Origin of the sequence: Streptomyces sp. NPDC002566 (assembly GCF_042889585.1) — a bacterium.
Lineage (GTDB): Bacteria > Actinomycetota > Actinomycetes > Streptomycetales > Streptomycetaceae > Streptomyces.
In genome coordinates, this window is sequence record NZ_JBIARD010000007.1 from 254,456 (window position 1) to 276,532 (window position 22,077).

Consider the following 22,077-nt stretch of genomic DNA (forward strand, 5'->3'; position numbering starts at 1 on the left):
CCGATCGTCGTGGTGCTGTTCGGCGGCGTCACTGCGCGCCGCCGCTGATGTCGCCGAGCCGGGCGAGCAGATCGTCCAGCCCCGCCGTGGCGGGCGCGCGCCGCACCGCCCGGATGCCGGGCCCGTCCGGCGCGGCCGCCAGGGCGCCGGGCTCCTCGAGGCGGCGGGCGAGGTCCGCCACGGTCGGCGCCTCGAAGAGGGAGCGGATGGCGATCTCTGCTCCGAACTGCTCGCGGATGCGGTGAGTGATCACCGTGGCGAGCAGGGAGTGCCCGCCGAGCTCGAAGAAGTCGTCCCTGGCGCCGACCCGTGGGACCTGGAGGACCTCGGCCCAGATCTGGGCCAGTGCCTCCTCGGTGGCGCCGCTGGGCGCGACGTACTCCTCGGTGGCGCCCGGCGGGACCGCCTCGGGCAGCGACCGCAGGTCGGGCTTGCCGTTCGCCAGCCTCGGCAGTTCCGGCAGCACCGACCAGGCCGTGGGGACCATGTAGTCGGGCAGCAGGCCGCGGAGGTGGCCGCGCAGCTCGCGTGGATCGAGACCGGCGACGGACGTTCCGGCGGCCGGCGTCACATGGGCGGCCAGGCGCACTCCCGTGCCGTCGGACGCCGCCGTGACGACGGCGTCGGCGACCCCCGGGTGGGACCGCAGGGCAGCCTCCGTCTCGCCGGGCTCGACGCGGAAGCCGCGGATCTGCACCTGCCGGTCGGCACGGCCCACGAACTGGACGCTGCCGTCCGGCCGGTAGCGCCCGAGGTCGCCGGTGCGGTACGCGCGCTCGCCGCCGGGTCCCGCCGGCACGAAGCGCTCGGCGGTCGCTTCGGGAGATCCCGCGTACCCCAGGGCCAGGTACGGGGAGCGCACATGGATCTCGCCGAGCTCGCCCACGCCGGTCTGCAGGCCGGCCCGGTTGCGCAGCACCAGCTGGGCGCCCTCTGTGCCGGCGCCCAGCGGGATCTCGGCCGGGAGGCCCGGGTGCGCGTCGGACGGGACGCCGGGAGATGCGTGGACCAGGGACCCGGGGGCCGGGACCTCGTAGGCGCTCACCGCCTGCGGGGTCTCCGTCGCGCCGTAGAAGTTCACGCACCGCACGTCGGGGGCGTAGGAGCGGGCCCGCTCGATGTGGCCGCCCAGCAGCCGGTCGCCGCTGAAGAACAGCAGCCGCAGGCTCGCGTTGCGCACCGCTTCGGCGCCCGACAGCATGAAGTCCAGGGTGGCGGGGGTGAGGTTGGCGACGGTGATCCGCTGCTCGTCCAGCCAGGCCGCGAGTTCGCCGGGCTTGAGGGAGGCGTGGTCGGGGACGTACAGGGCCGCTCCGAGCGCGAGCGGGGTGAACACGTCCCGCAGCATGGGGTCGTGGCCGGGGGCGGACAGCAGCGCGAACCGGTCCCCGGCGGTCAGACCGTAGTCGCGGGCGTACCAGGAGACGAAGTGGGCCAGCGGGCCGTGTCCGCCGAGCACTGCCTTGGGGCGGCCGGTGGAGCCGGAGGTGAACGCGGCGTAGGCGACGGTGTCCGGGCCGCACACCGTGCCGGTCCCCCGCCCCGCTCGCGCGGCCGCGGCGGAGCCGGTTCCCGGGGCCGCGGAGAGGCGGACCACGGCCGTGTCGGTCAGCGCGGCCTCCAGTTCGGGGGCCGGCTCGTGCGGGGCGTCGCCCGGCGCGCTCACGGCGATCCAGCCGCGTACGCCCGCGGTGCGGATCTGCTCGGCGAGGCGGACGGCGGGCTCGGCGGGGTCGAGGACCACGAAGCCGGCCCCGGCGCCGAGCACGCCCAGCAGGGCGGCCACCATTGCGGCCCCGCGCGGGCCGTGCACGGCCACCAGGTCGCCGTCGCCCAGTCCACTCTCCTCAACGCGTGCGGTGATCTCGCGGGCGCGGGCGGCGAGTTCGCCGTACGTCAGCGCTTCCCCGGGGTCGCGGACCGCGAGGGCGTCCGGGGTCTCGGTGGCACGCCGCGCGAACGCCTCGTGCACCGGCCCGTCCCACACGGCGGGCAGGGGCGAGCGCGGGTCCGGCAGCAGCTCCCGGGCCCCGGCGGTCACCAGCGAGTACCGGGCGAGCGGCAGGTCGGCGTCCGCGGCGACCGCGGCGAGCAGCGCCCGGTACTGCTCCATCAGCTCCGCCGCGCGCGCCGCGTCGAACAGGTCGGCGTTGTGGACGAGCGTGAGCGTGCCGCCGTCGGCGCTGACGTACAGGGTCAGGTCGAACTTGGCCCCGGTCTCCGGCACGGAGACGATCTCCGCTTCCAGGCCGGGAAGTCGAAGGGTCTCCGGTGAGAACGGGACCATGTTGAAGAACACCTGGAAGACCGGGGTGCGGTCCAGCCGGCGCTCGGTCTTCAGCTCGGTGAGGATCTGCTCGAAGGGGATCTCGCTGTGCGCGTAGGCGTCCAGGGCGGTGTCGCGGACCCGGCGCAGGGCGGTGCGGAAGTCCGGATCGCCGGAGAGGTCGGTGCGCAGGGCGAGGGTGTTGACGAAGCAGCCGATCAGCGGCTCGGTCTCCGAGCGGTTGCGGCCCGACTCGGGGATGCCGACGACCAGGTCGTCCTGTCCGCTGTGGCGGGCCATGAGCGCGTTGAACGCGGTGAGCATCGTCATGAAGAGGGTGGCGCCCTCCTCCTGGCCGATCCGCCTGAGGGCGGCGGTGACCTCCGGGGCGAGCCGTCCCTCGGTGCTCATGGCGCGGAAGGTCTGCACAGCGGGGCGTGGCCGGTCCAGCGGGAGCGCGAGGTCGGTCGGAGCGTCGTGGAGGCGCTCGCGCCAGTGGGCGAGCTGACCGGCGGGGCCGTCACCTGCGAGCCATTCGGCCTGCCAGGCCGCGTAGTCGGCGTACTGGACCGCGAGGGGTGGCAGCGGTGAGGCCTCGCCCCGGCTGAACGCGGTGTAGAGCGTGACCAGTTCATTGATCAGTACGGACACCGACCAGCCGTCCGAAACGATGTGATGCATCGTCAGGAGCAGGACGTGCTCGTCGTCGGCGGACCGCAGCAGCACAGTGCGCAGCAGCGGGCCGGCCGCCAGGTCGAACCCGCGCCGGGCTTCCTCGGCCCCGGCACGGGCGACCTCCTCGGCACGCTCCTGTCGCGGCAGCCGCCGCAGGTCGCGCAGTTCGAGCGGGATCTCCAGGGAGTCGGCGACACGTTGCTCGGGGCGGCCCTCGACGTCGTGGAAGGTGGTGCGCAGCACCTCGTGCCGGTCGGTGATCTCCCGCACGCAGCGGCGCAGGACGTCCACGTCGAGGCCGCCCCGCAGCCGGACCGCGGCGTGCATGCCGTAGGCGGCGTTGCCGGGGTCCATCCGGTCCAGGAGCCACAGCCGTCGCTGGGCGGCCGAGAGGGGGGCCGGGCCCGCGGCCGGGCGGCGGGTGACGGGAGTCTGGGCGGGGCGGGCGCCGAGCAGGGCGACCAGTTCGTCCCTGGCGGCACGCAACTCGGCGCGCAGCTCGGGGGTGAGGGCTCCGTCGGGCGCGCTGTAGCGGAGCCGGCCGTCCTCGGTCCACAGCCGGATGTCGAGCGTCCGCAGGCGTGCCATCAGGTCGGTCACTGACACTTCGTGGGTTCCCTTCGCTGGGAGTCGACCGCGACGATGCGGAACTCGCTGGTGAATCGGTTGCCCTGGTGGTCCGTCAGCCAGGTCTGCTCAGCCGTGGGGAGCATCTCGCTCACCGTGAAGGCGGGTCGGGCGCCGGGGGCGGGGGTCGGAGCGGCCCGGACGGCGTGGGCGAACGCCCTGGTGAACACCGGGCTGTCGAAGTCGACGTAGAACGGCTTGGTCTCGTGGACGGCCTTGACGAAGACGAACCTCGGCATGCCGTGGCCGCTCGCCCACCGGCGGACGGCGGTGAACTGTTCCAGCTCGTCCTCGACGTCGCCGAAAGGCAGTTCGGCGGCGTGGAAGCGCCAGGTCTCGCGGCTGATCACCAGCTTGTCGACGGTGATGCGGGGGGTGTGGGCGAGCGGGGCCATCGGCTGGAAGCGGCTGACGACCTTGAAGCTGAGCGCCTCGGCGAGCAGGTCGACCATGTCGAAGACGGTCCCGCGGTCCACGTCACGGGCGACGACGGCCCCTTCGGCGGTCCGCTCCACGACGAGGGAGCCGACGGGCAGCGCCCGGTCGTCGGCGGTGTACCAGGACGACTCGTCGCTGAGCAGCAGCCGGTGGTCCTTGCCGGAGGTGAGCAGCGGCACGAAACGGGTCGAGTAGAGCCAGTACTTCGGCAGCACGGGGACGACCCGGGCCTCGGGGATGTCGGCGGCGACGGCGGCCAGCAGCTCCTCGGGCCGCGGGTGCTGGTTGACGAAGAGCAGGTTGCGCAGGGTGTTGGCGCCCGCGTGGAGTTCGCCCAGGACCAGCTGGTAGTCGCCGCGTTCGACGGCTTCGGGGCTTTCGGCGGCGAGCATGACGTCGGGGCACTGGTGGCGGGCGGCGGGCCACCCGCCGTCGGGGGCGGCGAACCGCTCGGCGACCGCCTCGCGCAGCTCCGCCGTGGTGCGGGTGACGCGCCGGGATCCGTCGAAGGGGCCGAGCACCTGCGCCCAGCGGCGCTGGAGTTCGGCGACGGCCGACTCGATGGGCTGCTGCACCTGGCCGAGCAGCAGCGGCTGGACGGCCTGCCAGAAGTCGGTGAAGCGCACCTCCGCTCCGTCCGCGGCCAGGTCGCGGTGCAGCCGGTCGAACACGGCTCGGTAGCCGGCGGCGACGGTGTGGGTCAGCCAGCGGGCGGAGTCGAGCATCAGGCTGAGCGGGGGCCCGAGTTCGGCACGCAGCCGGGACCCGAGCTCGACCGTCCCGGCGCGGCGGGTGTCCTCGTAGACGAGGGTGCGGGCGCCGTAGGTCTCCCCGCGGGCACGGGTGGCGGGCTTGCCGGTGAGTTCGGTGAAGGTGGACTCCAGGTGCTCCAGGGCCCGTTCGAGTTCGGCGGGCTTGCCCGCGGCGCCCTGGACGCCCGCCCGGGCCTGGACGAGCAGGTCGAGACGGGACAGCGCGGACTCGCGCAGTCGGGCGTCGCCGATCCTGTCGAGCTGGCGGCGCAGGGCGTGCTCGGGTTGGGGCTGGAGGGGCAGTTCCAGGTCCCAGGCGATCAGGCCGCTGTCGCACATCGAGGTGAGCAGGCCCGTCATCTGCTCCTCACCGCCGTTCAGCCCGGGCAGCAGACGGGCTGCCATGGCGCCGACCTCGAGGGCGGTGCGGGTGCCGTCGCACAGTTCCAGGACGGCGCCCAGGGTGGCGACCTGGGTCTCGGGCAGGGTGACCGGTCCTGCGGGCCGGTGCAGCACCCGGCCCTCCAGGCGTACGGCGGGCAGCCGGCGAGGGGCGACCCAGCGGCGCAGGGACGGCTCGGAGCCCAGGGACCGGGCGAAGGCGTCCAGGCACCACTGTTCGAAGTACACCTCACGGGCGGCGAGCTGCTCCGTCTCGGTGCGCACGGCCAGCGGTGCGCCGTCCTCGACGAAGGCGCCCCAGCCGATGGGGCCGAAGAAGCCGATGGAGTCGTTCTTGACGCAGTACCGCTGAAGGTAGCCGGCGGCCAGCGCCTCGTGTTCGCGGCGGCGGGAGTTGCGGCGCTCGCCGCCGGGGCGGGCCAGCCGGCTGATGCCGGTGGTGTACGCCGCCCGGTTCTGCCAGATGACGGCCTCCTGGAAGAGCGGGTCCGCGGCGGCCTCCTGCAGCGCCTCGGAGAGCCGTCCGAGGTCGGCGTCGAACGCGGCGCGGGCGGCGGCGAGTTCGGCGGTGGCCTGCTCTTCGGCTTCGGCGAGGGCCGCGTACTGCGGACGGGCGGGGTCCGGGGCGGGCAGCCGGCCTTTGTTGAGGTGGGAGATGGCCCGCAGCAGGGGCCGGCGGCGGGAGAGGTCCTCCCACTGTCCGCTCTCGCGCAGGGCGTCCAGTTCGGCGCGCAGCGCGGCGAGGGCTTCCTCGCGCCGGTCGGCGGCCCGCCCGCGGGCGAGGGCGAGGCGGTCCGCGGCGGCCGCCGCGCCCGGTGCGGCGAGGCGCAGGACGCGTGCGGCGGGGAAGCCGGCTCCCCGGACGCCCAGCAGGCGCCAGACGTTCCAGTCGCCGCCGGGCAGCGGCAGCAGGTGGCCGCCGGGGCCGGTGCTCGCGCTCACAGCTCGCCCTCCTCTCGTGCGGCCTGGCCGGCCGCGGCCGCGGTGACGGCGGTGTTCCGGCCGGGGGCGCTCTCGCGGGCCCAGACCAGGGCGTCGACGAACGCGGCGCTCTCGGCGAGGGTGCGGGACTGCATGACGGCCCGGACGGGCACCTCGACGCCGAACGCGTCGCGCACGGCGCTGATGATCTGGGCGGCGAGCAGGGAGTGCCCGCCGAGGTCGAAGAAGTCGTCGTGGGCGCCGACGGGTTCGACGCCGAGCAGGTCCTCCCAGAGCGCGGCCAGAACGCGTTCGGTGTCGGTGCGGGGCGGCGTGTGGCCTTCGTCCCCGGCCGCGGTGCCGACGGCCCGGGCCGCGGTGCGCCGGGCCAGCAGGTCCGACGGGCACAGGTCGGCGACGGGGGTGTCAGGGCGGTCCAGGACGTCGGCGAGGGTCTGCCGGAAGTGTGCGGCGAGACGCTCGGCCGTGCTGCCGGCGTAGACGTCGGTGCTGTAGTGCAGCGAGCCGTCCAGCCCGGCCCCGGTGTCCACCAGGGTGAGCGTCAGCTCGTAGGGCGCGGTGTGCTGTTCGACGGCCAGGGGGGCGGCTTCCATGCCTCCCCAGGCGACGGGGCCGGAGCCGCCGCCGAGGACGAACGGCGCGGCGGCCTGCCCGGTGTGCGGCTTCTGGAAGAGGAAGGCGGCCTGGAAGAGCGGGCTGCGGCCGGGCACGCGGCGCGGACGGAGGTGTTCCAGGATCAGCGGAAGCGGGTACGCCTGGTGGTCGAGGTCGCGGACGACATCGGCGTGCAGCCGGGCCAGCACGGTGGCCGGGGTGTCGTCGGGGCGGAAGACGGCCCGGACGGGCAGTGGGTTCACGAAGTAGCCGACGACGTCCTCGTCGGCGCGGCGGCCGCGGTTGGCGGCCGGGGAGCCGACGACGATGTCGTCCTGGCCGCCGGCGTGGTGCAGGGTGAGGTGGAAGGCGGTGAGCAGCAGGCTGTACAGGGTGATGCCGCGCTGCGCGGCGAACGTCCTGAGCCGGTCGGTGAACCCGGGTGCGAGGGTGAAGGCCCGGCGTCCGGCCCGGTGGTCGGCGACCGCCGGGCGGGGGCCGTCCGTCGGGAGTTCCAGGACGCCGTCCGTTCCTGCGAGCCGCTGTTGCCAGTAGGCGCGCAGTCGCTCCCCCTCGGGGCCGGCGAGCAGCGCGGCCCGGTGGGCGACGTGGTCGGCGTAGCCGTGGGCGGTGCCGGCGGGTTCGCCGGGGGCCGCCGGGGTGCCGCGGTCCTCGGGCGCCCGCCCGGCCTCCTCCCGGTAGAGCCGGCCGAGTTCGTCGGTCAGCAGCATCGCGGACCACAGGTCGCCGGCGATGTGATGCAGGGTCAGCAGGACCAGGTGGACGTCGCCGGGCCGGGTCAGGAGCAGCGCGCGCAGCACGGGGCCGCGTTCGAGGTCGAAGGGCTCGTGGACAGCCTCGGTGAGGCGCTCGCGGACCTGTTGCTCGTCCCAGGTGCGGGCGTCGGCCAGGGTGAGGGGGACGTCGGCGGTGTCGGCGGTGACCGGCATCGGGTCGCCCGCCCGGGCGCGGTAGGCGGTGCGCAGCACGGCGTGGCGCGCGGCGAGCCGGGACAGGGCCGTCCGCAGTGCGTCCGCGTCGAGCGCGCCGTGCAGCCGGAACGGGATCGCGATCGTGTAGGCGGCCCCGCCCGGGTCCTCCTGGTGTGCCTGCCAAACGGCGTGCTGGCCGGGTGAGAGCGCGGTCAGCGCGGCCCGTGGGCCGAGCGGCGCGCCGGCGGCGTCCGCGTCCCGGGGGTCTTCGTCGAGGACTGCGGCTTCGGCTGCCTCCGCGAGGGTGGCGCCGCCGAGCAGTCCGCTCAGCGGCAGGGTGACGCCGAGTTCGTCCCGGAGCGCGTTGGCCAGACGCACGGCGTCCAGTGAGTCGAGGCCGGCGGCGGCCAGCGGCTGGTCCTGGTCGACGGAGTCGGCCGCGACGCCGGCCGAGCGTGCGACGCGGGCGGCCAGCAGGGCGCGCAGGAACCGCGTCCGCCCGGCCGGGTCCAGGGCGGCGAAGGCGGCCCGGTCGCCGACGGGCTCGCCCGGGTCCGCCGCGTCGACGGTGTGGGAGGCCGCGCTCCACAGCGGTTCGAACTCTCCCGCCATGTAACGCGTGCGGGACAGCCGGCGCTGGATCTTGCCGCTGGTGGTCTTGGGAATGCTGCCGGGTCTGACCAGGACCACGTCGTGCAGGGCGACGCCGCACTGCTCGGCGACCGCGGCGCGGACCGCGGCCACGGCCTGCTCCCCGTCGAGTCCGCGCACGGCCCGCCCGTCCACCTCCTGGACCAGGACCAGGGCCTGCTCCCCGTCGTGCTCGACCGAGAAGGCGGCGCCGCAGCCCTTGCGCAGTCCGGGGTGGCTGTGGTCGGCGGCGCGTTCGATGTCCGTGGGGTAGAAGTTGCGGCCCCGGATGATGATCAGGTCCTTGCGGCGGCCGGTGACGTACAGCTCGCCGTCGTCGAGGAAGCCGAGGTCGCCGGTGCGCAGGTAGCCGCTCGCGCTCTCCTCGTCGGCGGGGGCGGCGCCGAAGGACTGCGCTGTCCGCTCCGGGTCGCCGAAGTATCCGGCGGTGACGCTGAGGCCGCGCACCCAGATCTCGCCGACCACCGTGTCGGGAAGGGTGCGCAGGGTCTCGGGCGAGACGATGCGCACGTCCTGCCCGGCGAAGGCCCGCCCGCTGCCGGCCAGGGTGCGCGCGACGGCGCCGGGGGCGGGTGCGTCGGCGCGGCCGGCCTGGAGGGCGGCGGGGTCCACGGCGCGCAGTGCGGGTTCCCGGTGGGCGGCGGTCCCGGTGACGAAGAGGGTGGCCTCGGCCAGTCCGTAGCAGGGCAGGAAGCTGTCGCGCCGGAATCCGCAGTCGCCGAACGCCTCGGTGAACGCGTCGAGGGTCTCCGGGCGGATGGGTTCGGCACCGTTGAACGCGACCTTCCAGGAGCTGAGGTCGAGCCCCTCGCGGTCGGCGTCGGTGACGGCGCGCGCGCACATCTCGTAGGCGAAGTTCGGGCCGCCGCTGACGTCGGCCCGCTCGTCGGAGACGGCCCGCAGCCATTGCAGGGGGCGGCGCAGGAAGTTCATCGGCGACATCAGGGTGACCGGGAAGCCGCCGTACAGCGGGGTGAGGATGCCGCCGATCAGACCCATGTCGTGGTACGGCGGCAGCCACACCACGGCGCGGGATGCCGCGGTGACCCCGAACGCCCGGCTGATCATGTCCACGTTGTGCATGAGGTTCGCGTGGGTGACGATCACGCCCTTGGGGGCGGCCGTCGACCCGGAGGTGTACTGGAGGAAGGCGGTGGCGCCGGGCGCGGGGTCGTGGGCTCGCCAACGGGCCGCGAGCGCGGGATCGAGGGCGTCGGTGGCCACGGTCCGCAGGGCCGCCAACGGGGTGCCGGACGCGCCCTGTTCCAGTACGGGGACGACGTCGGCGGTGGTCAGGGCGAGCGCGGCGCCGCTGTCCAGGGCGACGGCGGCCAGCCGGCCGACGGTGCGCGCGGAGCCGGGCGGGTAGGCGGGGACGGGCACGGCACCGGCGAACAGGCAGCCGAAGAACGCCGTGATGTAGTCGAGGCCGGGCGGGTAGAGCAGCAGGACGCGCTCACCGGGCGCGGCGCCCGCCTCTTGGAGGCTTGCGGCCACGGCGCGGGCCCCGCTCTCCAGCCCGCCGTAGGTGATCTCCTGCGGGCCGCCGTCGGCCAGGAACCGGTAGGCGGTGTCCGTCTCCTGTTCGCCGGCGCGTTCGCGCAGCAGTCGTACCAGTGTCCCGTTCATCGGTCGTCCCCCCGTGCCGGTGTTCCGTGATGGTGGTGCGGGTCGCGCAGGGCGGCGCGCCGGATCTTGCCGGAGGAGGTCCGGGGCAGCGCCGCGACGAACTCGGTGCCCAGGGGCACCTGGTGGGGCAGCAGGCGGTCGCGGCAGTAGGCGGTCAGCTCGCCCGCGGTGAGCGGGCCCGCGGCCACGACGGTGGCCCTGACCCGCTCTCCCCCGCCGGGCAGTTCCTCGCCCCAGACGGCCGCCTCGGCGACCAGCGGGTGGCCGGCCACGACGGCCTCCACCTCGGTCGGGTTGACCTTCTTGCCGCCGACGTTGATGAAGGAGTCCTTGCGGCCGACCAGGTGCAGCCGGCCGTCCTCGTCGGTGCGGGCGACGTCGCCGGTCGCGTACCAGCCGTCCGCGAACGCCGCCTCGGTGGCCTCGGGCTGCCGGTGGTAGCCGGCGAACATGGCCGGCGTGCGCACCAGCAGGGAGCCGGGCCGCCCGGCCGGCGCCGGCCGGCCGTCCTCGCCGACCAGGCGGATCCGCACGCCAGGGACGACATGGCCGACGCCGCGGTCCTCGGCCGGGTCGTCCGCGCGCTGGGTGGCGATGATCCCGGCCTCGGTGGAGCCGTAGACCTGCTGGATCCGCAGGCCGGTCGCGGCGTGGAACCGCTGTGCGGTGGCCGGGGCGAGGGCCGCGCCCGAGGACAGGCAGAGCCGGACGGATTCCGTCGCCGCGGGGCTGCCGGCGGCCGAGCGGGCCAGCAGGTCGTAGGCGACCGGGGCGGCGACGAGCACGGTGGCCCGTACGGCCGCCAGCTCGCGCAGCAGCGCGCCGGGCGCGAACCGCCCCGGCAGGGTGAGGCAGGCCCCGGTGAGCAGCGAGGTGACCAGGCCGGACACCATGCCGAAGGAGTGCAGCAGGGGCACCGCGAGCAGCACCCTGTCCTGTTCGCCGTAGCCGTGGACGTCCGCGTAGACGCGTGCCCCGCGCACCAGGTTGGCCTGGGTGTGCACGGCGGCCTTGGGCTCGCCGGTCGATCCGGAGGTGTACTGATGCAGGAACGGCAGCTCGCCGTCGGAGGCGGGTGCCGGGCACTCCCCCGAACCGGCCCGCGCGGCGGCGCCCGCCGTGCGGTGCGCGGGCCACGCGCCGGTCTCCGTCAGGGCGGTGAGGCGGGAGTCGGCGCCCACGAGGAGGGCTCCGTCCGATCCGTCGTCCGTGTCCGCGCCCAGGCTGTCGCGCAGGGCGGTCAGGGCGGCCGGAGTGGAGCCCGGCTCGGCCGGGACCAGACGGGCGCCCAGCCGTGCGGCGGCGAGGAAGGCGACCGCGCACTCCACGGTGTTGTCGAAGAGCAGCACCACCGTGGAGCCCGGACGGACCCCGGCGTGCGCCAGTGCGGCCGCGCCGCTCGCCACGGCGTCGTGCAGGGAGCCGAAGGTGTGCTCGGTGTGCGCGTCCCGCAGGACGGGCAGCGCCGGCCGGGTCTGTGCGCCGGCCTCGATCAGCGACCAGAGGTCGGGCCGGTCGTGCGGGTGTTCAGCCTGCCGTGGCATCGAGCACCTCCCGTCGTTCCGTGTCTCCGGCCGCGTCCACGGCGTCGAAGTCGGGCTCCTGGTGGCGGAAGTAGGCGTCGTACAGCGCCTTGTAGGCCCCTCCTCGCGCGAGCAGCGTGTCGTGGTCGCCCTGTTCGACGACCACGCCGTGGTCGAGGACCACGATCCGGTCGGCCTTGCGCACGGTGGGCAGACGGTGCGCCACCACGATGGTGGTGCGGTGGGCGGACAGCGTGTCCAGGCCCTCCTGGACCAGCGCTTCGGTCAGCGGGTCGACGCTCGCGGTCGCCTCGTCCAGGACGAACACCGCCGGGTCCTGGAGCACCACCCGGGCCAGCGCGATCAGCTGGCGCTGTCCGGTGGACAGGTTGCGTCCGCCTTCGGTGGTCGGGGTGTCGAGCCCTGCGGGCAGCAGGTCGACCCAGTCGCCGCCGGCGACCGAACGGGCCGCCGCTTCGATCTCCCGCTCGTCCGCGCCCTCGCGCCCGTGGCCGATGTTCTGCCCGACGGTGCCGGAGAAGAGGTACGGCGTCTGCGTGACGATCCCGAGGTGCGCGCGGTACTGCGCGAGGTCCAGCTCCCGCACGTCCCGGCCGTCCACCAGGATCCGGCCGGACTGGAACTCGTAGGCCCTCGCGATGAGCCGTACGACGCTGGACTTGCCGGCGCCGGTGTGGCCCACCAGCGCGACGGTCTCGCCGGCCCGGACGAGCAGGTCGCATTCCTTGAGCACCGGTTCGCCGCCCCCGTAGCCGAAGGTCACGCCCTGGAACTCGATGCGTCCGCTCAGTTCCGGCACGGCCGGCTCCGCCTTCTGGACGACGCCGGGGGTTCGGTCCACCAGCGCGAAGATGCGCTCGGCGGCGGCCAGTCCCTGCTGGAACTGGCTCCAGTAGGAGGCGATCGCGGTCAGCGGAAACCAGAACATGGTCAGCGCCTCGAAGAACAGCGCCCACTCGCCGGGGCTGAGCCCGCCCGCGGCGGCGTTGCGTCCGCCGAGCCAGGCCACGGCGACGGTGCCGAGGCCCGTGAGGGTCAGCAGCAGCGGGAAGATGCCGCTGAAGAGGCGGTTCATGCGCAGAGTGGCCCGGAACCAGCGCCGGTTGACGTCGACCAGGCCGTCGTAGGTCGAGCTCTCCTTGCGGAAGTTGCGGGCCACGGCGATACCGCGCAGCGTCTCCTGCACATAGGAGTGGATCTGTGCCATGGAGCGCTGTTGCTGCTGCGAGGCCCGCCGCGAGACCCGGCGGAAGACGAGGCTGACGCGGACGATGACGAGCGCGACCAGGCCCGTGACCACGGCGAGTCCGGAGTTGATGACGAACAGCGCCAGCAGCATGATCCCGACCATGAGGATCTGGCCGACGACGTTGAGGGTCAGCGTCAGCAGCGTGGCGAAGGCCTGGGTGTCGGAGGTGACACGGCTGGCGATCGACCCTGTGGTGTGGGTGTCGAAGAACGCCTGGTCCTGTCGGAGCACCGCACGGAAGGCCCGCTCGCGCATCTGCAGCACCACGTCGCCCACGAGCCGACCGACCGCGCGCTGCTGCACGAAGGTGAACAGCCAGGCGGCGACGCCCGAGATGACGGCCGCCAGCACCAGCGGCGTCAGGCTCTCGTTCACGGAGTCCGCGGAGTCGACGACCATCGACAGCACGATGGGCAGGGCCACGCCCGCGGCTGCCGTCCCGAGCACCATCGCGGCGATCAGGACGATCACCCAGCGGCGCTCTGTGAACAACGGGCGTATGCGGCCCAGCAGTTCGGCGTCGCTGTAGGCGCGGTCGTAGCTCTCCGGGTTGAGCCCCTGAAGGATGGGCGCCATCACCGCTCTCCTTCCGCGGACTGGGCCGCGGCCGTGGCCAGGTACGGTGCGAAGATCCGGTGGTAGAGCTCGCAGCCGTCGATGAGGTCCTCGTGACGGCCCTGGCCGGCGATCCGGCCCCGGTCGAGGACGATGATGTGGTCCGCGGAGCGGATGCGGGACAGCCTCGGGGTGATCAGGAAGGTGGTGCGGCCGGCCGAAGCGCGCCGGAGCGCCTGCTGGATCTCCTGCTCGGTGGCGCTGTCGACGGCGCTGGTGGAGTCGTCGAGCACCAGGATCCGCGGGTCCGCCAGCAGGGCCCGCCCGATCGCGATCCGCTGCCGCTGACCGCCGGAGAGGGTGACGCCCCGCTCACCGACGAGGGTGTCGTAGCCGTCCGGGGTCTCCATGATGAAGTCGTGGGCGCGGGCGGCCCGGGCGGCCCGCTCCAGGTCGGCGCGGCTGGTGCCCGGAGCGCTGCCGAAGGCGAGGTTGTCGGCGATCGAGGAGGAGAAGAGGACCACGTCCTGTTCGATGACGGCGATCTGGCCGCGCAGGGATTCCAGGTCCCAGTCGGCGACGTCCACGCCGTCGACGAGGACGCGCCCGGAGTCGGCGACGTAGGTGCGGTTGAGCAGGTGCAGCAGGGTGCTCTTGCCGCTGCCGGTCGGCCCCACCAGCGCCACCGTCGCCCCCGCGGGGACGCTGAAGGAGACGTCGTGCAGGACGGGGGTGTCGCCGTAGGCGAAGGTGACCGAGTCGAAACGGACCTCGCCCGCCACGGTCGCGGCGTGACCGCCCTCGCGGTCGTCGGCGTCGGAACGGTCGTTGACGATCTCCAGGATGCGCCGGGCCCCCGCGATGCCGTAGTAGAGCAGCCCGATGCTGAACGCGGCCAGCTGGGTGGGGGCGCGCAGGGCGCCCATCAGGCCGAGGTAGGCGATGAAGTCGCCGATGCTCAGGGAGCCTTCACGCACGAGCACCGCGCCGTGCAGCAGAGCGCCCGCGACGGCCAGGTTGATCAGCAGCGGCGGCAGATACAGGGACTGCACGTCGGCCTGGCGGACCGTGGCGTCGCGGTAGTCGCGGGCCAGGTCGCTGAAAGCGCGCCGGGCGCTGTCGGCGCTGCCGGTGGCGGCCACCGTCTCGATGCCGGAGAGGGTCTCGGAGACCTGGGCGCCGAGGTTTCCGTACGCCTCCCTCACCTGGCCCGAGACGGGCTCCAGCCGCCGTCCGTGAGCGAGCAGCACCAGCACGAAGAGGATGATGAACACGACCGGCGAGAGCAGCAGTTCGGGGTCGATCAGGGCGATCGTGACGACCGGGACCAGGATGCTCAGCAGCATGTCGACGGTCATGTCGACGCCGGGCGACAGCATCAGGTTGAGCGCTTCGGCGTCGCCGGTGACCCGGGCGGACAGGTCTCCGACGGGGCGCCGGTCGTAGAACGACTGGCCCTTGCGCAGCAGCGCGGAGAAGAGCCCGGCGCGGGCGTCGCGTTCGGTGCCGCTGGCGTACGCCTCCAGCGAGTAGGTGCTGGTGAAGCCGGCGAGGCCGCGGATCACGACCAGCGCCAGGATGAGCAGGATGACGCCGGTGAACCGGTCCATGTCCGGCTCACCGGCCAGCGCCTCGTCGATCGCGACGCCGATCGCGATCGGGAGCGCCGCCGACAGCAGGTGCCAGAGCACGCTGGCCGTCAGGTGCGCGGCGATGTGTCCCTTGAACCGGGACAGGTGGGACCAGAGCCAGCGCCCCACGCTGTCGGTCGGGGGCCGGGCGAAGTCGCGGTCCGTAGGGGACTGCGCGGTCATTCGTTCTCCTCGTTCCGCTGCCCGCCGCGCGTGGGCGCGGGCAGGAAGCCGCTGTGCACGAGGTGCGCCAGGTATGCGCGCACCAGAGCCTCGTCGACGGGGGGACACGCCACCGCCGTCGCCTCGTAGGCGTTCTGCGCCGTCGGCGTGCCGGGGGCGTCGCCCGGGTCCTGGTCCATGGCCCCGCTGAGCGCGCCGACGAAGGGGTGGAGGGCGTTGTCCGCCGACCGCCGCGTGGACTCCACGAGTTCGGCGAGCCATTGCGCGTACGGAAGGAGGCGCAGGTCGTAACCGAAGTCGCGCACCCAGCCGAACAGTTCACCGAGGGCGACCGGTCGCGGGTGGGCCAGGTCGTAGGCGCGGTCCGCGCCGCCGCCCTCTGCCAGGGAGGCACTCACCATGGCGCGGACGACCAGGTCGACGGGGACCATGTGGACCGGCAGCGTCACGTCGGGGCAACTGCCCAGCTGGACACTGCCCTTGATCATGGCCCAGATCAGGTCCTTGGGGTTGCCCCGGCCGGACACGCTGTGCCCGGCGACGTAGTCGGGCCGGTGCACGGTGACCGGTACGCCCCGTTCCCGGGCCTGGACCGCGAGCCGTTCGGCGACCCACTTGGACTGGTTGTATCCGCCCTGGAGGGTGGCGGCGGTCGGCTCGTCGGGTCCGGCCGCGGCCACCGGCACGGCCGCCGTGGAGACGTGGTGGACGTGGGCGCCGCCGGCCCGGGCGGCGAGCCGCAGGATCTCCTCGGTGCCCCGCACGTTGACCGCGGCGAGCGCCTGGTAGGGCAGGACGAAGTTGACGCGGGCGCCGCTGTGGTGGATCGCGTCGAGGCCGTCGGCGAGGGCGTCGAAGTCGCCCTCGGACAGTCCGAGCAGCGGGGAGCCGAGGTCGCCGCGGACGATCGCGACGCGGCTCTCGTGCCGGAGCTCGACGGCGTGCTCGTCGGCGGTCCGGCGAAGGCGTGCGAGGGCCGCCTGCTCGCTGTCGTCCCGGACCAGGCAGTGCACGACGGCGTCGGTCTCGCGCAGCAGCGCGTCGAGCAGGTGGATGCCGAGGAAGCCGGTGGCACCGGTCAGCAGGATCTTGCGCGGGGGGTGGGCCGGCGTGCGGGCCGCGCCGTCGGGGACCGCCACCGCCGGGTCGAGGACGGCGGCGAGGTCGGGCGCGTCGTCGGCCGTGGCGGTGCGCAGGCCGGCGCCGGCGACCAGGCGGGCCTGCGCGCCGACGGTGGTGGCCTCGAAGAGCTCGACCAGTGGGATCTCGGCGTCGAAGCGGCGGCGGAGCTCGAAGGCGATCCGCGGGATCAGCAGGGAGTGTCCGCCGAGGTCGAAGAAGTCGTCCTCGGCCGTGACCTCTTCCACGCCGAGCACGTCGCGCCAGACTTCGGCGATCCTGCGTTCGACCGGGTCCACCAACGCGGTGCCGGTGCGGGCCGCCGCGTCGTCGGCCTCGGCGGGCGCGGGCAGCGCCTTGCGGTCGTGCTTGCCGTTGGAGTTGAGGGGCATCCGCTCCAGGACGGTCAAGGTGGAGGGGACCATGTAGTACGGCAGCTGCCGGCGAAGGTGCTCGACGAGGTCCTCGGGGTCGGCGGTGCGGCCCGGGCGCGGTACCGCGTAGCCGGCCAGCCGCTTGTCGCCGCGCTCGTCGAGGCGGACGACGACTGCCGCGTCCTGGACGTCGGGGTGCTTGCCGAGGACGGCCTCGATCTCCTCCAGCTCGATGCGGAAGCCACGGATCTTGATCTGCCGGTCCACCCGGCCGAGCACCTCGACGTCCCCGCCGGGCAGGACGCGGGCCAGGTCGCCGGTGTTGTAGATGCGGGCGCCGGGCTCCTTGGCGAAGGGGTGCGGCAGGAACCGTTCGGCGGTGAGTCCCGGCCGTCCCACATAGCCCCGTGCCAGCGCGAGCCCGCCGATGTAGAGGGTGCCGTTGACGCCGATGGGCACGGGCCGGAGGCGGTCGTCGAGGACGTAGAACTCGGTGTTGGGCAGGGGCCGGCCGATCGGGACGGGCTCTTCGAGGCCGCGGCCGGGCATCGGGGTCTCGAACAGGCCGCTGTCCACGGTCGACTCGGTGATGCCGTAGGAGTTGACCAGGCGGGTGCCGGGCGGGCACAGGGCGTGCAGCGCCCAGTAGTCCTTCATGAACCAGATGTCCGCGCCGACGGCGAGCACCTTGAAGTTGTCCAGCAGCCGGCCCTGTTCGGCCACATGACCCGACAGCAGGCGGACCACGACCGGCACCAGGTCGGCGAAGTCGACCCGCTCACGCTGGAGCAGCCCGTACAGCTTCGCCGGGTCCAGCAGGACCTCCCGGCTGCACAGGACCAGCGAGCCGCCGGAGCACAGGGCGCGCACCAGGTCGCCGGTGAACACGTCGAAGGCGAGATTGGCGGCCTGGAGGTGCCGCTTGACGACGGTGCCGAGTTCGTACACGCGCTCCCAGGAGTGGAACGCGCTGACCAGCGCGCCGTGGGTGATCATGCCGCCCTTGGCGCGGCCGGTGGAACCGGAGGTGTAGACGATGAAGGCCAGGTTCGAGGCGACCGGCGCGGGCGCTTCGTCCCCTCCCGCGGCGGCGGGCAGGCCCTCCTCGCCGGCGGCGAGCCACTCGTCGAAGAGGCCGACGGGAACGTCCGCGCCGAGCCCGGGCACCGCCTCGGCGATGGCCCGGTTGACGAGGAGGACCCGCACCTCCGCGTCGGCGATGACGAAGTTGAGCCGGTCCACCGGGTTGGTCGGGTCGAGCGGTACGTACGCGCCGCCCGCTTTGAGCACGCCCAGCAGGGCGGCGACGGTGTCGGCCGAGCGGGGTCCGCACAGGCCCACGCGGACTTCGGGTCCCACGCCCATGGCGCGCAGCCTGCGGGCGACGAGTTCGGCTCCGCGGTCGAGTTCGCCGTAGGTGGTGCGCCGGTCGCCGTCGACCACGGCGACCGCGTCAGGGGTCAGGCGGGCGTGCTCCTCGAAGAGCCGGTGGACGCATTCGTCCGGCTCCACGGCGACGGAGATCTCGTTGGCCTCGGTGAGCAGCGCGTGGCGTTCGCTGTCGGAGAGCAGCGGGATGTCGGCGACGGTCCGGTCGGCGTCGGCGGTGACGGCGGCGAGCACCCGCTCGTAGTGGCGGGCCAGCCGGTCGATCGTCGCGGCGTCGAAGAGGTCGGTGTTGTACTCCCAGTCGCAGCGCAGCCCGCCGTCGTCGGCCTCGGAGACGTCCAGGGACAGGTCGAACATGGCGCTGGCGGGGCGCTCTTCGCCGTAGCGGGAGAGCCGCAGGCCCGGCAGTTCGGCGTCCTCCGTGCGGGCGTTGTGCAGGTTGAGCATGGTCTGGAAGAGCGGGGCACGGCTGAGGTCGCGGTCGGGCTGGACCTTCTCGACGATCCTCTCGAAGGGCACTTCCTGATGGGCGAAGGCGTCCAGGACGCGCCGACGGACTTCGGCGAGCAGGGTGCGGAACGGGGTGTCGCCGTCGACGCGCAGGCGCAGCGGGAGGGTGTTGATGAGGAAGCCGATCAGCGGCTCCGTCTCGGGGCGGTGCCGGCTGGCCGAGGTGGTGCCCACGACCAGGTCGGGGCGTCCGCTGTAGCGCCGCAGGAGCACCCCGTAGGCGGCGAGCAGGGTCATGAAGAGGGTGGCGCCCTCCTGGCGGGCCAGGGCGCGGAGGCGGTCGGTGCGGTCGGCGGGGAGCACCCGGGTGAGCACCGCGCCGGAGTGGGTCTGCACCGGCGGGCGGGGGCGGTCGGTGGGCAGTTCCAGGCTGGGCAGCTCGCCTGCCAGCACCTCGCTCCAGTGGTCGAGTTCGCGGGTGAGCGCGCCCTCCTTCCCGTAGCGCTCGCGCTGGCGGCGGGCGTGGTCCGCGTACTGGGCGCGCAGCGGCGGCAGCGGGTCGCCGCCGCCCGTGGTGAAGGAGGCGTAGGCGAGGGAGAACTCGCGGACGAGGATGCCGATGGACCAGTCGTCGCCGACGATGTGGTGCAGGTTGAGCAGGGCCACCCAGTCCTCGTCGCCGAGCCGCAGCAGGGCGACCCGCAGCAGGGGGCCGGTGGCCAGGTCGAAGGGGGCGGTGGCGTGTTCGGCGGCCAGCCGGGCGGCCTCCGTGTCGCGTTCGGCGTCCGGGAGCCCGCGCAGGTCGGTGACGGGAACGTCGAGGTCGGCGGGCGCGGCGACGACCTGCCGGGGCCGGCCGTCGACGGCCGGGAAGGAGGTGCGCAGCGTCTCGTGGCGCCGCGCGACCGCGCCGAAGGCACGGCCGACGGCGGGGACGTCGAGGGCGCCGGTGAGCCGGATGGCGTACGGCATGTTGTAGACCGGGCTGCCGGGGGTCAGCTGGTCGAGGAACCACAGGCGTTCCTGGGCGAAGGACAGCGGGCGGTCGGTGGCGGCGGGTGCGGGCGCCTCCCGCTCGCGCAGGGCGCGCAGCAGCAGGGCGTACTTCGCCGGCGAGAGCCGGCGCAGCCGTTCCAGGTCCGGCGTGGGTCGGGTCACGGGGTGTGCTCCTGGAGGTTCTGGGCGTGGCTCGTCAGCCGGTCGGCCACCTGCTGCGGCGTTCCGTCTCCGGCCGGCTCCCGGTGGGGTGCTCCGGCGCTCCACCAGTGGAGGGTCAGGGCCCCGTCGCGTTCGGACAGGACGACCTCCAGCGGGTGACGCATGCCGGCCTGGGGCGTCTCGGGGCTCAGGCCGGGGATCTCGGCGACGCGGAACGGTGCGTCCTCGGGCACGGGGACGGCGGTGTCCCCGAGGTGGGTCAGCCCGACGGCCGGACGGCCCGGGCCGGGGGCGCCGGCCGGCAGGGTCACGGTCCGGGGGGCGGTGGCCGCGCCGACCAGGCGGTCGGGCCGGCCGTGCGTCGCGGTGTGGTCGGTGACGGTCAGGGTGAGGGCGGTGCCGCCGGACGCGGCGCCGAGCACCTCGTGGAGAGCGGCGGCCACGGCGAGCACGGTCCCTCCGGGTGCGGTCGCCAGGGCGCGGCTGTCCGCCGCGGAGAGAGTGACGGCGTCGAGCCGGACCGGCTCTCCCTCCGGGGCGGACGGCGGGGTGCGCACGTCGGCCTCGGACGCGGCCGGCTGTGTGTCAGGACGCTCGGCAGCCGCGGCCGGCGGCAGGCTGACGGGGGCTCCGGCGCGGACCTGGGTCAGTGCCGTGGCCAGGTCCTGGAGGAGCACCTCCCACGACGCCGTGTCGGCGGCCAGGTCGTGCACCACCAGCAGCAGCCGCGAGGGCCGCTCCCCTCGTTCGACGAGAACCACCTGGGCCAGGGGGCCGGCTGTGGAGTCGAGGCGTGCGCGCAGGCGGCGCTCCAGCGCGCGCAGCAGGGCGGGCTCGTCCTGGCCGGCGCGGCGGGTGAGGTCGACCGCTGCGACGGGTACGGCCGAGGCCGCGGCGGCGGCGGTGCGGCGCCACCGGCCGTCCGCCGGGCGGCGCGCGTAGCGGGACCGGAGGGCGTCGTGGTGCAGGACGGTGGCCAGGACGGCGCGCCGCACGTCGGTCAGCGCGGGACGGTGGTCGAGGTCGAGCAGCAGCGACCTGGCCCCGGCCCGGCCGGACTCCAGCAGGGCGTGCTCGGCGGCGGTCACCGGGGTGCTCGCGTCGGTGGCCTCGGCGCGGGCGGCGCTGCCGTGCGCCGACAGCTGGAGCCGTTTGCCCGTGCCGTCGAGCGGGTCCGGCAGTTCCCTGCGGGTGACGACGCCCCGCGAGCGCGGGATCTCCGCGAGCCGCACCCAGTGTTCGGGGAGGAGGAACTCCGGCAGACGGGCGGCGGCAGCGGCCCGGAGTTCGCTCTCGCCGGCGCTCGTGCCCTCCCGGGGCACGTAGTAGGCGGCCAGGCGGCCGCCCAGGGCTTCACGGGCGGCAGGGTCGGTGTAGCCGATGCGGGCGAGCATGGACTTGACGCGGTGGATGTTGACGGGGGTGCGCAGTTCGGCGTCGGCCTCGGCGCGCGCCAGGTGGCCGAGTCGCACCTCCCAGCGGGTGGGCGACTCGTAGTTGTGGAAGCCGCGCTCCAGCTTGTGCACGTACACGCCGACGTCGTTGATCATGCAGTTGGAGCTGCAGAACCCGGTGTCCTTGGGGGCGCTCCACAGCTGCGCGGTCTCGGCCAGCAGGGCCCTGATGTCGTCCTTGGTGACGTCGGAGTAGCGGTAGTAGTCGACGACTTCCACCTCGTCGACGGCGCGGTCGCTGCCGGAGGCGGTCCGGTCGCCGACCCGGTGGTAGATCTGCCGTCCGACGGTCAGCTGCTTCTCGATGCGCTCGGCGTCGAAGTCGCCCTGGCGGTAGAACCACAGCAGCCGTTCGTCGATGATCTGGCCGCGGGAGAGGCCGGTGACGATGCTGGGGATGCCGCGCTCGTAGGCGATCTGGTTGGCGAGGTCGAGCAGCGAGCGGAAGCAGCCGTTGCAGACGCTCTTGTGCTCCTTCAGGCTCTGGACGAAGACCCGGTTCTGGTCCGCGCGGGTCCGGGTGACGTGTTCGATGCCCAGGGCCGCGGTGATGTTCTCGACGTTGTCCAGGGCGGTCTTGGAGATGAACCCGTTGTCGAAGGTGAACGTCATCACCCGCAGACCCAGGCGTATGAGCTGGTGGAGCACATAGGTGCTGTCCTTGCCGCCGCTGAAGAGCAGCAGGCAGTCGTAGTCGGAGCCGGCAGACCGGGCGCGCTCCCGGATGCGGGCGGTGAAGGCGTCCACGTCCCCGAAGTAGCCGTGGATCTCCTCACGGTGCCGCTCGTACATCGTGCACAGGCCGCACACGCCGCTGTCGGCGTCCAGTTCCAGGCCGGGGTAGCGGCCGTCCATGCCGCAGCGGACGCAGGTCTCGGGCGGGGTGTCCTCCAGCGTGCCGCCGCGGAGGACGACGGCGGCGTCGAGGACGTCGGGGTGTTCGAGCAGCGCTGTCTCGACCTGGCGCTCGATCAGCCGGATGCTCTCGGGGGACGGCAGGTCCGGGGCGGTGGCCCCGTCGGGGACCTGCGGCACGTTCGCGGGGGTCGTCGTCGGGTTCATC

At 74.1% G+C, this 22,077-nt stretch carries 8 protein-coding genes; all 8 read right to left on the bottom strand.

From position 1 onward, the window contains the following. Positions 1–28 precede the first annotated feature (28 nt). From ACFYXA_RS27965 to ACFYXA_RS28000, 8 genes are read right to left on the bottom strand one after another with little or no spacing between them, the layout of a single operon-like run. The gene (locus ACFYXA_RS27965) at positions 29–3,547 is read right to left on the bottom strand and encodes an amino acid adenylation domain-containing protein (RefSeq protein ID WP_389037800.1); all 3,519 of its coding nucleotides are present in this window, start codon (positions 3,545–3,547) and stop codon (positions 29–31) included. Beyond that, complete coding sequence (locus ACFYXA_RS27970; protein WP_389037803.1) at positions 3,538–6,102, bottom strand: lantibiotic dehydratase; 2,565 nt, start codon at positions 6,100–6,102, stop codon at positions 3,538–3,540. The genes ACFYXA_RS27965 and ACFYXA_RS27970 overlap by 10 nt, the downstream gene beginning before the upstream one ends. Beyond that, positions 6,099–9,908 carry a condensation domain-containing protein gene (locus ACFYXA_RS27975; RefSeq protein ID WP_389037806.1) on the bottom strand — a complete coding sequence of 1,270 codons (3,810 nt, stop codon included), beginning with the start codon at positions 9,906–9,908 and terminating at the stop codon, positions 6,099–6,101. Before ACFYXA_RS27975 ends, ACFYXA_RS27970 begins: the two co-directional genes overlap by 4 nt. Next, entirely contained in the window at positions 9,905–11,452 is a 1,548-nt protein-coding gene (locus ACFYXA_RS27980) for a class I adenylate-forming enzyme family protein (RefSeq protein WP_389037809.1), read from the bottom strand. Before ACFYXA_RS27980 ends, ACFYXA_RS27975 begins: the two co-directional genes overlap by 4 nt. Then, positions 11,436–13,277: an ABC transporter ATP-binding protein gene (locus ACFYXA_RS27985; protein ID WP_352245749.1), complete on the bottom strand. Its 1,842-nt coding sequence runs from the start codon at positions 13,275–13,277 to the stop codon at positions 11,436–11,438. The genes ACFYXA_RS27980 and ACFYXA_RS27985 overlap by 17 nt, the downstream gene beginning before the upstream one ends. Further along, positions 13,277–15,070: an ABC transporter ATP-binding protein gene (locus ACFYXA_RS27990; RefSeq protein ID WP_389037813.1), complete on the bottom strand. Its 1,794-nt coding sequence runs from the start codon at positions 15,068–15,070 to the stop codon at positions 13,277–13,279. The genes ACFYXA_RS27985 and ACFYXA_RS27990 overlap by 1 nt, the downstream gene beginning before the upstream one ends. After that, entirely contained in the window at positions 15,067–19,560 is a 4,494-nt protein-coding gene (locus ACFYXA_RS27995) for an amino acid adenylation domain-containing protein (protein ID WP_389037816.1), read from the bottom strand. The genes ACFYXA_RS27990 and ACFYXA_RS27995 overlap by 4 nt, the downstream gene beginning before the upstream one ends. Continuing rightward, complete coding sequence (locus ACFYXA_RS28000; RefSeq protein WP_389037819.1) at positions 19,557–22,076, bottom strand: condensation domain-containing protein; 2,520 nt, start codon at positions 22,074–22,076, stop codon at positions 19,557–19,559. The genes ACFYXA_RS27995 and ACFYXA_RS28000 overlap by 4 nt, the downstream gene beginning before the upstream one ends. Position 22,077: the final 1 nt, after the last annotated feature.